Origin of the sequence: Rhodococcus sp. 4CII (genome assembly GCF_014256275.1) — a bacterium.
Classification (GTDB): domain Bacteria; phylum Actinomycetota; class Actinomycetes; order Mycobacteriales; family Mycobacteriaceae; genus Rhodococcus_F; species Rhodococcus_F wratislaviensis_A.
The window spans coordinates 2,811,808-2,823,959 of sequence record NZ_JACCFE010000002.1 but is presented as its reverse complement, the minus strand read 5'-3'; the positions used below and the strand labels follow the sequence as shown (position 1 = coordinate 2,823,959).

Annotated in this window: 12 protein-coding genes and 1 pseudogene; 8 read left to right on the top strand and 5 right to left on the bottom strand. The window is 64.4% G+C overall.

What is annotated here, in order from left to right; translation table 11 throughout:
• Position 1: 1 nt before the first annotated feature.
• The 4 genes and pseudogenes from H0B43_RS13685 to H0B43_RS13670 all read left to right on the top strand — a co-directional run bounded on the left by H0B43_RS13685 (position 2) and on the right by H0B43_RS13670 (position 3,365).
• Positions 2–976, top strand: a complete 975-nt coding sequence (locus H0B43_RS13685) for a nitronate monooxygenase family protein (RefSeq protein WP_179220131.1) — start codon at positions 2–4, stop codon at positions 974–976.
• Positions 977–995: 19 nt separating this feature from the next.
• Positions 996–1,877, top strand: a complete 882-nt coding sequence (locus H0B43_RS13680; protein ID WP_185727412.1) for a crotonase/enoyl-CoA hydratase family protein — start codon at positions 996–998, stop codon at positions 1,875–1,877.
• A gap of 18 nt (positions 1,878–1,895) precedes the next feature.
• Positions 1,896–2,109 (top strand): annotated as a pseudogene (locus H0B43_RS41495) (acetyl-CoA C-acyltransferase); the annotation flags it as partial.
• A 158-nt stretch (positions 2,110–2,267) separates the two neighbouring features.
• On the top strand, positions 2,268–3,365 hold the full coding sequence (locus tag H0B43_RS13670; protein WP_160102256.1) for a hypothetical protein: 1,098 nt from the start codon (positions 2,268–2,270) through the stop codon (positions 3,363–3,365).
• A gap of 162 nt (positions 3,366–3,527) precedes the next feature.
• Here H0B43_RS13670 and nudC read toward each other — a convergent pair whose 3' ends face one another.
• The 3 genes from nudC to H0B43_RS13655 form a co-directional block, all read right to left on the bottom strand.
• The gene (nudC, locus tag H0B43_RS13665; RefSeq protein ID WP_185727413.1) at positions 3,528–4,457 is read right to left on the bottom strand and encodes an NAD(+) diphosphatase; all 930 of its coding nucleotides are present in this window, start codon (positions 4,455–4,457) and stop codon (positions 3,528–3,530) included.
• A gap of 73 nt (positions 4,458–4,530) precedes the next feature.
• Positions 4,531–4,833 (bottom strand): Dabb family protein, encoded by a 303-nt coding sequence (locus tag H0B43_RS13660; RefSeq protein ID WP_087556114.1) that lies wholly within the window; start codon positions 4,831–4,833, stop codon positions 4,531–4,533.
• A gap of 73 nt (positions 4,834–4,906) precedes the next feature.
• Positions 4,907–5,647: an alpha/beta fold hydrolase gene (locus H0B43_RS13655; protein WP_185727414.1), complete on the bottom strand. Its 741-nt coding sequence runs from the start codon at positions 5,645–5,647 to the stop codon at positions 4,907–4,909.
• 233 nt (positions 5,648–5,880) lie between these two features.
• Between H0B43_RS13655 and H0B43_RS13650 the strand changes: the two genes are divergently transcribed.
• Positions 5,881–6,813 (top strand): alpha/beta hydrolase, encoded by a 933-nt coding sequence (locus tag H0B43_RS13650; protein WP_185727415.1) that lies wholly within the window; start codon positions 5,881–5,883, stop codon positions 6,811–6,813.
• Between the two features lie 24 nt (positions 6,814–6,837).
• On the opposite strand, the gene H0B43_RS13645 is transcribed toward H0B43_RS13650, so the two are convergent.
• Complete coding sequence (locus H0B43_RS13645; RefSeq protein WP_185729971.1) at positions 6,838–7,593, bottom strand: IclR family transcriptional regulator; 756 nt, start codon at positions 7,591–7,593, stop codon at positions 6,838–6,840.
• A gap of 152 nt (positions 7,594–7,745) precedes the next feature.
• Between H0B43_RS13645 and H0B43_RS13640 the strand changes: the two genes are divergently transcribed.
• From H0B43_RS13640 to H0B43_RS13630, 3 genes are read left to right on the top strand one after another with little or no spacing between them, the layout of a single operon-like run.
• Positions 7,746–8,969 carry a CoA transferase gene (locus tag H0B43_RS13640; protein WP_312033773.1) on the top strand — a complete coding sequence of 408 codons (1,224 nt, stop codon included), beginning with the start codon at positions 7,746–7,748 and terminating at the stop codon, positions 8,967–8,969.
• Positions 8,970–8,983: 14 nt separating this feature from the next.
• Positions 8,984–10,129 carry an acyl-CoA dehydrogenase family protein gene (locus tag H0B43_RS13635; RefSeq protein ID WP_185727417.1) on the top strand — a complete coding sequence of 382 codons (1,146 nt, stop codon included), beginning with the start codon at positions 8,984–8,986 and terminating at the stop codon, positions 10,127–10,129.
• Positions 10,129–11,157, top strand: a complete 1,029-nt coding sequence (locus H0B43_RS13630; protein WP_185727418.1) for an acyl-CoA dehydrogenase family protein — start codon at positions 10,129–10,131, stop codon at positions 11,155–11,157. The genes H0B43_RS13635 and H0B43_RS13630 overlap by 1 nt, the downstream gene beginning before the upstream one ends.
• Positions 11,158–11,263: 106 nt before the next feature.
• Here H0B43_RS13630 and H0B43_RS13625 read toward each other — a convergent pair whose 3' ends face one another.
• Positions 11,264–12,064 carry a crotonase/enoyl-CoA hydratase family protein gene (locus H0B43_RS13625; RefSeq protein ID WP_185729972.1) on the bottom strand — a complete coding sequence of 267 codons (801 nt, stop codon included), beginning with the start codon at positions 12,062–12,064 and terminating at the stop codon, positions 11,264–11,266.
• Positions 12,065–12,152: the final 88 nt, after the last annotated feature.

Here is a 12,152-nt window from a genome sequence, read left to right as displayed (position 1 = left end):
CATGCTGCGCACACGCTTCACAGAAGCCTTCGGTGTCGAGCACCCGGTGGTGTGCGGGGGTATGACCGGTGTGGGCACCGCGGAGCTGATTTCCGCGGTGGCCGAAGCCGGAGGCCTCGGCTTCCTCACCGCACTGACCCAACCCACACCCGAAGCGCTCGCGGCCGAGATCATCCGGTGCCGGGAGATGACCGACAAACCGTTCGGCGTCAACCTCACCCTCCTGCCGACGGTCACTCCCGTACCGTACGACGAATACCGTGCCGCGATCATCGACAGCGGCATCACCATCGTGGAGACCGCCGGCAGCAATCCCCGCGAGCACGTCGAGGCGTTCAAGGCCGCCGGAATCAAGGTCATCCACAAGGCCGTGGCCGTCCGGCATGCGCTGAAGGCCCAGTCCATGGGCGTCGACGCGGTGAGCATCGACGGATTCGAGTGCGCCGGCCACCCCGGCAACGAGGACATCCCCGGACTCGTCCTCATCCCGGCCGCGGCCCGCGTACTCGACATCCCGATCATCGCCAGCGGTGGATTCGCCACCGGGGACGGGCTGGCAGCAGCGCTCGCCCTGGGCGCCTCCGCGATCAACATGGGCACCCGGTTCGTCGCGAGCGACGAGGCCCCGGTGCATCCGAACGTCAAGGCCCAGATCGTCGCCAACGACGAATGCCAGACGATCCTCGTCTTCCGCGAGTTCCACAACACCGCCCGTGTCGCCCGCAACGCGATCTCGGAAAAAATCGCGGCGATCTCGTCTCGTCCCGGCGCAGAATTCTCCGACATCGCGCACCTCGCGTCCGGGGCACGCGGTCGCACCGAGGTACTGCAGAAGGGCGACATGGACGGCGGCATGTGGTGGGCGGGCCAGTCCCAGGGCCTCATCGAAGCCGTTCTGCCGTGCAAGACGATCATCTCGGACATCGTGAGCGATGCGGAAACCGCCATCCGCAGAATCGCCGCCGACCTCACCTGATGCGCAGGCAGGAGCAGCCATGAAGTACAGGACCATCCGCCACGAGATCGAGGACGGCATCCTCACCGTCGTCCTCGACCGCCCCGACAACCTCAACGCGTTCACCGTCGAAATGGCAGACGAACTCGAGCACACTTTCGTGTCGGTGAACGACGACGATGCGGTCCGGACCGTGATCGTCACCGGTGAGGGCCGCGCCTTCTGCGCCGGCATGGACCTGTCGAGCGAGGGCAACGTATTCGGGCTCGACGAATCGAAGACGCCGTCCCTCGCCGACATGGACGATCTCGGCGATCCGGAGCTGCGCCGGATCCGCGACACCGGTGGCCGCGTCACCCTCGCGATCCACGCCTGCCGTAAACCGGTGATCGCCGCCATCAACGGTGCGGCCGTCGGGATCGGTGCGACCATGACGTTGGCGATGGATGCGCGCCTGCTATCGAACCGAGCGCGGTTCGGGCTGGTGTTCGGCAAACTCGGGATCGTGCCGGAAGCGTGCTCGACGTGGTTTCTGCCCCGGCTCGTGGGCATGCCCGCGGCACTCGATCTGGTGTACCGGGCCGACATCCTCGACGCCGACGCCGCACACGCCGTCGGGCTGGCGCAGGCCGTTCACGAACCCGATGCGCTGCTCGGTGCGGCACGAGCGCTGGCGGACGCGTGGACACGCGACCGGTCGCCGGTGTCGGTGGCACTCATGCGCCAGATGTTGTTGCGGAATTCGGCGGCGCCGCATCCCGTCGATGCCCATCGCGTCGATTCCCTGGCCATGTTCTACACCAGCATCGGCGACGGCGACGACGGGGTGCGTGCATTCCTCGACAAGCGCCCGCCCGCGTTCCGCGGGAAGGCATCCGAGATGCCGCCGTTCTACCAGGAGTGGATCGATGCCACCACCTGATCACCACCACACCCCGCGGTGTCCAGCGAGGATAGCGACGAGGTGGTCATAGGCTGAATCGGTCGTCGGCCCCGATGCCTACCACGCCCGCCGTGTGAGCCTGGTCGCGGGATCGCCGGTGACCACCCCGGCATACTCCGACAACAGGCTGTGCGGTTCGGGCTTGCAGGCGATCTGGTCGTCGGCGATGCAGATGCGCTGGGGCGGCGCGGATATCACGGTCGCAGCTGGGGTGGTGCAGCGTCGCCAGACTCGACTGCAGGACCGTGCCACGGCCGTGCACAGACGGCATGGCCGCGAGTGGCCGAGATCAGCACACCGACGATCACGACGATCTACTAGCACCCCTGCCTGGAGTTTGGGAGCAGACCGAGCGGGTACGCGAAGGCGGTGAAGGCGAACGAGCACCTGCAGGGAGGGCAATCCGGTGCAGCGGGTGAGCAGGTCTCGGTGCTGTTCATCGCGGATCCGGGCACGCCTGCGGCTCTCGCGGAACGCGTCGCGAAGTACCTGCCGGAACGCCTGCGGAGCCGTGATCGCCCCGAGCGCCGGTGGACGACGTGCGTGCGCCGCAAACCGTACCTCTCAGACGAGCAAGCGGATTTCGCCGAAGTGATCGACGCGGTCGATCCGTCCTCCGAGCGAGAGGACATCGTCGTGTACCTCACCGATCTGCCGCGCCGCGAGGACACCTTGCCGGTGGTGGGCGAAGTCAGCGCCGACCACAAATTCGCGCTCATCTCGGTCGCCGGGGTGGGCGGCGTCAATATCGAGCGCCGGGTCCGCACCGTCACCGAACTCGCGATCGCCCGCGTTCTCGGTGAGCCGGAACTCATGCCCCCCGGCGCGGCGCGACGGTTCCGGTCTGCGCAGGTTGAGGACGGCATCCGGTACTTCGCGCCCTCGGGGCTGCGGCGGCTGCGACTGCTGTCGGGGATGGTGCGGGCCAACCGGCCGTGGCGACTGGTCACCGGACTGTCGAAGGTGCTTGTCGGCGCCTTCGCCACGGGTGCGATCGCGCTGGCCACCGACACGATCTGGTTGTTCGCCGACATGATGGGGCCATGGCGTATGAGTGTGGCGACGATTTTGTCGATCGTGGCGATGATTCTCTGGCTGATCCTCGACCACGAACTCTGGGAGCGGCCGAAGTCGCCGGTGGAACGCAATCGATCGGTGCTGTACAACACCGCGACCGTGGTCACCCTGGTCATCGGTGTCGTCGTCCTGTACGTGGCCCTGTTCTGCCTGCTGCTGTTCACTGCGCGTCTCGCTCTTCCGTCGGAACTGCTGTCCCGTGTTCTCGGGCGAGGGGTGAACTTCTCCGACTACCTCACGCTCACCTGGCTGCTGGCGTCCATCGCCACCATCGGTGGGGCGCTCGGGTCGGGTCTCGAGGACGACGCCGCCGTCAAGGAGGCGGCGTACGGGGTCCGGCAGCGGCAGCGCATCGAGGAGACGCGGACGCAGTCGAACGAGGCGGGATGATTTGTTGTCGGTCCACCGAAAAGTGGTGGTGGGGGCAGGTGGCGCCGTCTGGGTAGCTCGCTCCAACCTTCCCGCAAAATGCGCGCTCTGGGAATCGACTGAGGCCGTTCCTTCCGCAGTAGTGCCAGTCGATGACGGGACCGTGCCGACCATGACATAGCGTCAGTCAGCGGGTCGCGCCCAGGCCTCGAGCATGCGCCTCGCAATCGAGACTGCGCCGGGCAACAACACGTGCGCATCCGACCGGCTCGTCCAATCCCCGGCAGCCAGAGCCTCCCGTACCTCCGCGCGGGTGCACCAGACAGCTTCGCCGATCTCGCCATCCATGAAGACGAGCTCGTCTCGAGGGTCGGCCGTGGCATGGAATCCGAGCATGAGGGAGCGCGGGAAGGGCCAGGGCTGACTTCCGACGTAGACCACGTCGGAGACAGTGAGACCGACCTCCTCGGCGACTTCCCGTGCCACACAGCTTTCCAGAGACTCGCCCGCCTCGACGAAGCCCGCCAGCGTCGAGAAGTTCCGTGCCGGCCAGTTCGCCTGACGCGCCAGCAGTACTCGGTCTGCCCCGTCGTGCACCAGACAAATGATCGCGGGATCGGTACGCGGATATTCCTCCCGACCGCACGCCGTGCACAGTCGCACCCAACCACCCGAGGTGATCGTTGTCGGCGCCCCATCCCCGGCGCAGTAGTGGGCGTCGTCGTGCCACGTCAGCAATGCCAACGCCGTGACATACCGGTCGGCGTCGGCAGCGTCGAGGAATGCTCCGTGTGAGCGCAGGTCACCGACCTCGACCATGGTTCCTGCTGAGGAATCGTCAGCGAGGAACTCGTCCCGCACCGCCCACTCGTGAACCGTGCCACAGACGCCGAGCAGCACGGCGCGCGCGGGAGGCTCGGAGTAGAGATCGGCGGCCGGTTCCAGCATCAGTTGTCTGTCGACAAGCCGGACCTGACCACGACCGTTCACGCGAAGTATTCGGGCATCCGGCCACGCCTCCACCCACGCGGCCGCGTCGTCACGCACAGAGGCGGGACGGCTCAGGGCACCACACGACAGGGCCTGCTGCCCGGTATGTTCGACACTCACCACTGGATCACAACTTTCGGAAACGAGCGACACTGTCGACCGGACCGTCGTTCGCCGAACGACGGTCCGGTCGCTGCTATCGCGAGGCGAATTCGATCTGAACGGACGAATACGATTCGGCCATCACCGAAATGAATTCCTGGACGAGGCGCACATGAGCGGGATGTGCCAGGTAGGTGCGAAAGTCGGGGACGTCTTCGAAGGTCGCGGAGATTGCGTAGTCGCCTCTGCCGGGCTTGAGGGCCAGATCCCTTCCGTAACGGTATTCCACGACCTCCGGAATAGTATCCGAGACTGTGCTCAGAGCTTCGTGAAAGGACTGAATTTGATCGTCACTGATGTCCTGCTTCCATATGAACGTCACAACGTGATTCAGCATGATGAATCCTCCCTGGATTCGTAATTTGAACGTGGCGGGGCCGGAACCCCGGGTTACGTTCCCGGTCAGATCATTACAGAGATTGCTCCGACAACGCCACCGTCTCCGGAGCGTTCTCCACCATGGGGTAGTGCCCGGCTTTGCCCCGCACGGTCTTCAGGTTCCCGTTCTTCAAGGCCGCCAACGTGTCCCCGAGGTACTCGGCGGTGACGAACGGGTCGCTCTCACCTACGATCAGGGTGGTCGGCCCTTCGTAGATGCCTATCCGGTCGAGAAAGTCGGGACTGGTCCAGTTCTTCAGGTAGGACTCCCAGGTTGTCTGGTCCATCGTCGAGCGGTTGCGGTCGACGAGGTTCTTCAGATCTGTCTCGTCGATGTATGGTGCCAATGCGCCACGGATGGCTGCACCCGGGTCTGCCCAGGCCTCGGCGAAGGAGCCGTAGGTCGCCTCGTCGAGAGGGGTACCTGCCGGGGAGACGGGCGTCAGTGCGACGACCGAGGTCACGCGTTCAGGTGCGAGTGTCGCCACCCGAAGCGCTGTGGTGCCGCCCATCGAATGTCCGAGAACAGAAAAGGTCGACCATCCGAGCTGATCGGCGGCGTCGAGGGCAACCGCGGCCATCCCGTCGATTCCGTCGGCCGGTGCTTCGGGACGGTTGACCCCGTATCCCGGAAAGTCGAGGTACGCGTAGGTGAAGCGGGACTGATCCGTCCGGGCGCGGGCGGTGAGCCATACGCTGCTGTCCAGCGCCCAGCCGTGCAACACCAAGGTCCGATGGGCACCGCTTCCTTCGATCGCTGCAATCGCGCTCACTGCGTTCCTCTCTGTCGGCGACGCTGAAATTCCAGCCGTCTGTTGATCACTCCGAATGAAACTAGAACCGCAGTAGGGCGTCGGCGTGTCCGATTGTGAAACACACGGCCGTGCCACCGGGGGCGAAGATGGGTGTGTGATTTTCGGACACTCCCCGCGCTGGATGCACCCATAGCGTGGCTCCACCTGCCTGCCGGCTGAGCAGACTTGTTCATGACATGAAGGAGAACACCATGGCACTCGATCCTGCGGTCAAGAATTTGATAGACACTCTGAACGAGCAGGGACTGAAGTCGTTCGAGCAGATGAGCATTGCCGAAGTGCGTGGGGTGGTCGAGTCCTTCAGCGGCCTCCAGGCACCGAAGGCGGACGTCGCTCGTGTCGTCGACACGGTCTACCCCGGACCCGGGGGCGACCAGGCAGTGCGTCTCTACATCCCGGAGTCCGAAGTACCTCTGCCGATCGTGGTGTACATCCACGGCGGTGGCTGGGTCGCCGGCAGCCTCGACGTCATCGAGCAGCCATGTCGCGCGCTGGCCACCGATGCGAAAGTCATCGTGGCTGCACCGAGTTACCGGATGGCTCCCGAGCACAAGTTTCCTGCCGCACCCGAAGATACGTTCGCCGCACTGAACTGGGTGGTCGAGCACGCAGCCGAGTTCGGTGGCGACGGCACGCGCGTTGCCATCATGGGTGACAGCGCCGGAGGCAACCTGGCCGCGGTCACAGCCCTCCGGGCACGCGACACCGGCGCCCCGGCACTGCGCGCTCAGGTATTGATCTATCCGGTCATCGACGGCACGGCACGATTCCCGTCGCGCGAGGAGTACGCCGAGGGGTACCTGATCACCACGGCAGCCATCGACTGGTTCTGGGAGCAGTACCTGGCCACCCCGGAAGACGCCGAGAATCCGTACGCCTCCCCGGCCAAGGCCGCGGATCTGTCGGGGCTTCCCGCCACCCTGCTGTTGCTCAACGAATACGAGGTCACTCGGGACGAGGGCGTGGACTACGGCCGGAAGCTGGCCGACCAGGGCGTCCCGGTACAGGTCGAACTGTATGAAGGCCTTGTCCACGCCGTGTACTGGATGACCGGTGCCATTCCACGCAGCGCTGAACTGCACGGCGCCGTCGTCGAATTCCTCGGCAAGCAGTTCGCCAACTGATCACGGTGTCCCGGGTCGGCTGCATTACAGTCGCAGGCTGCGATCAGACCAACTCCGGGCACCTTGCTCCAAGAGGCCGACCAACCGGTCACGCTCCTTAGTGATCACGGTGTGTGGTGCGATGACACCGACGGCGGCGACGGTCTTGCCGTTCTCACGAACCGCGACCGAGACACCGTCGCCGTCGGTCGACTCGTTGGGGGAGGCGCAGATTCCGGTCTGTTCGATCTCCGGTAGGGCGGCGAAGAACCGCTCGACGGTGTCGCGATCCTCGTCGGGCAGAGTTTGGATGTACGCCCAGAGGTCACGCTTCTCCATCCCGGCAAGCAGTATCCAGCCGCCGGAGGTGCGGATGAGCGATCGCCTCACGTAGTTCTCGGCGAGGTACGCGAACCGTGGGTCGGAAGAGCAGTAGTCGACGTAGAAGATGTTCGGACCGACAGCGATCGACAGCACGGTCGTCAAGCCGGAACTCGCGTGAACGTCTTCCAGGTCGGCGTGCGTGACCGTCGAGACGGGCTGCCGCCCCGCGAGGCGGTTGAGTAGATACGGGGCACTGCCGAGCGAGTACCGTCGATCGTGCTCCTCGAGATAACCCGTCGCAACGAGGCCGTTGACGAGACCTTGCGTCGAACTGATCGGCGCGTCAAGCTCTTTGGCCATCCCGCTCAAGGTCAGTCCGGTACGGGATCGGGCCACGAGCTCGAGAATCGCAGCAATGCGGTCCACGGTTCGATGGCGACTGCGGCCTCGAACATTGAAGGCATCATCTTGTTGCATCACGGCAAATTCTCCCTACGGGCACTGCTCCATCTGAGCGGTCACCACCCACTTTATATTACTTATATCTGTAATCAACTCCCTTATTGCGGAAGACTGCTCCAGCTGACATAGTCCTAGAAATGCTTCCTGTCGCAGCGAAAGAGGTTTCAGTGGAACTCACACCCGGCGCCCTTCATGGCCTGCGCGTCATCGATCTGACCACCGTCATCATGGGCCCCTTCGCCACCGCAACCCTCGCCGACATGGGCGCAGACGTCATCAAGGTCGAGAGTCTCGACGGTGACATGAGCCGAGATATAGGTGCCCGCCGCCATGACGGTATGAGCGCTCTGACACTCAACCTCCAGCGCAACAAGCGCAGCATCGCAATCGACCTCGCCTCCGAGGAGGGCCGCGAAATCCTCGACGATCTGGTGCGCAACGCGGATGTGTTGGTGACGAATCTACGGCCGAGCTCCCGGCAGAAGTTGGGCATCACCTATGAGCGGCTCTCGGAGAACAATCCGGGACTGATCCTCTGCACCGCACAGGCATACGGCTCCGAGACCGCCTTTCGGGACTACCCCGCCTACGACGACATCGTGCAAGCCGCATCCGGCGCCGCGAAACTCACGGAACTCATCGACGGGGAACCACGGTATGCCCCATACGTCATCGCCGACAAGGTCGTCGGTCTCTACATCGTCATCGCCGTCCTCGCCGCCGCGATGGAGAAGAACCGCACCGGCCTCGGCCAGGAGGTCGACGTGCCGATGGTCGACGCGATGATCGGCTTCAACCTCGTCGAGCACTTCGGTGGCCACACCTTCACCCCCGTGGAAGGGAACTTCGGATGGGCGCGAGTGCTGACACCGGAACGTGTCCCACACCAGACGGCCGACGGCTGGATCTGCATCATGCCGTACTCGGCGAAGAACTGGAATGACTTCTTCATCATCGCCGGGCGTTCCGACCTGGTGAACAACCCCCGCTACGCCTCGGTGAACGACCGCCACACCCACATGGGCGAACTCCTCTCCGCGATCCGTGAGGCCGTCCCGAGCCGAACCACTCAGGAATGGTTGAATTTGTGTCAGACAAAGGGAATTCCCGCGTCCGACCTACTCGATCTCGCCCACGCACACGAGAACGCCTACGTCCTGGACCAGGAATTGATCACCAAACGTGACCACCCCACCGAAGGCGAGTATTACGCCACCCGCACTCCGTTTGCGATGTCGCGCACACCGATTTCGTTCAGCCGACACGCTCCCCTGCTCGGCGAGGACACCTTCACGATCCTCGAAGATCTCGGCTACTCCGCCGACCGCGTCCGTGCGCTGGCCGATGCATCCGTCGTCACGGCGACGTCGCCTCAGGCCACCTCCTCCTGAATGGAAGAACCATCATGACCAACCTCAGATTGGTGCCCCCGGTCTCCAGTGACCCACACGCCATGGACGACTTGCGGACCGAAGTCCGTGAGTTTCTTGCCGAGCAACTCAGTGAGGGCAAGATCGGCCGACAGGTCGACTCCTGGTTGACCGGCTGGGACGAAGACTTCACACGTGCACTGGCCGCCCGCGGATGGCTCGGCATGACCGTGCCGGCCGAGTACGGCGGCCACGGTCGACGCCACCTCGAACGGTTCGTCGTCACCGAAGAGCTCCTCGCCGCGGGCGCCCCCGTCGCCGCCCACTGGATCGCCGACCGGCAGATCGTCCCGTCGCTGCTGAAGTACGGCACCGAGGTCCAGAAACGCAAGTTCTTACCGGCCATCGCGCGCGGGGAATGCTATTTCGGTATCGGTATGAGCGAGCCGGATTCCGGGTCCGACTTGGCCAGTGTGCGCACAAAGGCCACCCGAGTGGACGGAGGGTGGTCCATTACCGGAGCCAAGGTCTGGACCTCCGGTGCTCATCGCGCCGACGCGTTCATCTGCCTCGCCCGCACCGCCCCACTCGATCCGGCGCACCGGCACGATGGCCTCAGCCAGTTCATCGTCGATCTGCGCGCCCCCGGAGTCGACATCAGACCGATCGTGTCGATGAACGGGCAGCACCACTTCAACGAGGTCCTCCTCGACGAGGTCCTCGTCGAGGACGAGATGGTCTTCGGCGCCATCGACAACGGGTGGCAGCAGGTCACCTCGGAACTCAGCTTCGAACGCAGCGGCCCGGAGCGATTCCTGTCGACATTCGCGCTGCTCGCCGAGACGGCCGAACAGATGAAGCAGGGAACCTTGCCGCGGCATTCGAATCTAGGCCGGTATCTCGGACGAATCGCCGGTCTGCACCACATGTCGACCGCAGTGGCGGGCGCACTCGAGCGCCACGAACCCGCCGACACCGCCGCCGCCGTGGTCAAGGTCCTCGGGACGTCCACCGAAGGCGACGTAGCCGACTTTGCCGATCTCCTCACCGATGAATCTTCGCCTACTCGTTACGCCACGATGCTCGAGGACGCCATCGTCCAACGCCCGGGATTTACTCTCCGGGGCGGCACCAACGAAGTTCTGCGCGGCGTGATCGCGCGGGGATTGGGGATGCGCTGATGCACGCACCAACCACGGTCGACGCGAACCTGACCGACATGATGTCCGCAGTCTTTTCCGATCACCGGGAACGGAACGGGCTCGAGAACGGTATCGCCACGTGCGATCCCGCACTGTGGGCGCAACTCGACGAACTGGGTCTTGCCCGGCTGACCGGCCGCGAAGAGACCGGCGGCAGCGGCGCAGGTTGGTACGAGGCAGCGGAACTCTTGCGCGCCGCGGCGTCGCACGGAGTCCGGATTCCTCTCGCCGAACACGACCTGCTCGCCGGTTGGCTCCTCGAAGAGGCCGGCCTACCGACGGACAATGCGCGCCGCACCGCATGCGTACTCGACGAGAACGGCGTCGCCCGCGGCGTGCCGTGGGCGTCCCAGGTAGACAAGATCGTCACCGTCTGGCGGAAGAACGACACGTACGTAGTCGCCGACCTCGAGACAACAGTCTTCGACATCACCTCCGGGTCCAACCTCGCCGACGAACCCCGCGACGTCGTTTCCGCTGACACGACCGCATTGTCGGGCACCGCAGTGTCTGACTCGGTGATCCGACAACTTTTTCTACGGGGCGCCCTCATCCGGGCGCTGCAGGTGTGTGCCGCCCTCGACCGCATCCTCGATCTCTCCGTCGCCCACACCACCGAACGAGTGCAATTCGGACGCCCACTGGCCAGGTTTCAAGCCGTGCAGAACCTGGTGGCCGATATGGCAGCCGAAGCTTCCCTCGCCCGAACAGCGACCGAAACAGCGCTGACGGAAGCGGTCCGCACACAGTGGTCGAGTGAGAACCTCGAACTCCCCATTGCCGTCGCCCGCTCGTGCGTCGGACACGCGGCATCGGTCGTCGTCCGTAACGCCCACCAGGTACACGGGGCGATCGGCACCACCCGCGAGCACAGGCTGCACGAATTCACCAAACCCGCACTGGCGTGGCGCTCGGAATTCGGATCCGTCCACTACTGGGACGAGATTTTGACCACCGCCGCACTCGAAGCAGGTTGTGAAAATATCTGGGGCCTCGTCACCCGCTGAAGTGCCCAGGCGCTACCAGAAGCACTAGTTTCGCGAGCGGACCTGAAAGAAGAACTCCGTGGAAGCATCAATTCGCTTCCACGGAGTTCTTCGGTTCTCGGGCACGTCACTCGCCGGTGAAGGCGGCAGTTCGCTTCTCCATGAAGGCGTTGACTGCCTCGGTGTGATCGGTCGTCTGCTGAACCAGCGCCTGCATGGCAGCGGATAATTCGAGGAGACTGTCGAGGCTTTGGTGCTGCCCCTCGCGGAGGAGCCTCTTGGCCATCCGTACCGAGTGTGGCGGATTGGCGGCCACCCGGCCGGCGAGCGCGCGAGCTTCGTCGAGTAGCTTCTCCGGCGCAACGACACTGGAGACCAATCCCCACTCGAGCGCCTGGACCGCGTCGACACGGTCGCCCGTCAATATCATCTCTGCGGCCCGCGCCATCCCGACGGCCTTGGGTAGCAGCCACGCGCCACCGTCACCCGGGATGATTCCCAGCTTGACGAAGCTCTCTGCAAAGAATGCCTTTTCGCTGGCAATGCGGAGGTCGCACATGAGGGCGAGGTCGCATCCGGCACCGATTGCGGGGCCGTTCACTGCTGCGATGAGAGGCACGTCGCAGTTGTACATGATCCGCGGAATCCGTTGTATCCCCGCTCTGTAGCCATCCCGTTGTTCGTGAGGCTTCCCCCCGAACAACCCGCGACGATTCGCCATGTCCTTGACATTGCCGCCGGCGGAAAACGTCGATCCGGCGCCGGTGACGATGACAGCTCGCACACCGTAGTCGGCGTTGACGGCATCGACGCAGGCGACCAACGCGTCCACAACGTCCATCCCGGAAATGGGATTGCTCTGCGCGGGTCGATTAATCGTCCACGTCTCGATGAATCCGTCGCGTTGGACGAGCACTGGACTATCCATGGGTGTATCTCCCCTATCTTCACTGCGGATCGACCGTTCGAATGGTGTCCGACCGGCACGCGAACGAACTCGTCGGCGGCGGTAACGA

Excerpts from the sequence above, each read along its gene's own strand:
- H0B43_RS13625 (WP_185729972.1), bottom strand. The coding sequence starts at position 12,064 with ATGGATAGTCCAGTGCTCGTCCAACGCGACGGATTCATCGAGACGTGG.
- H0B43_RS13635 (WP_185727417.1), top strand. The coding sequence starts at position 8,984 with ATGACCAACCTCAGATTGGTGCCCCCGGTCTCCAGTGACCCACACGCC.
- H0B43_RS13645 (WP_185729971.1), bottom strand. The coding sequence starts at position 7,593 with ATGCAACAAGATGATGCCTTCAATGTTCGAGGCCGCAGTCGCCATCGA.
- H0B43_RS13650 (WP_185727415.1), top strand. The coding sequence starts at position 5,881 with ATGGCACTCGATCCTGCGGTCAAGAATTTGATAGACACTCTGAACGAG.
- H0B43_RS13680 (WP_185727412.1), top strand. The coding sequence starts at position 996 with ATGAAGTACAGGACCATCCGCCACGAGATCGAGGACGGCATCCTCACC.
- H0B43_RS13660 (WP_087556114.1), bottom strand. The coding sequence starts at position 4,833 with ATGCTGAATCACGTTGTGACGTTCATATGGAAGCAGGACATCAGTGAC.
- H0B43_RS13685 (WP_179220131.1), top strand. The coding sequence starts at position 2 with ATGCTGCGCACACGCTTCACAGAAGCCTTCGGTGTCGAGCACCCGGTG.
- H0B43_RS13630 (WP_185727418.1), top strand. The coding sequence starts at position 10,129 with ATGCACGCACCAACCACGGTCGACGCGAACCTGACCGACATGATGTCC.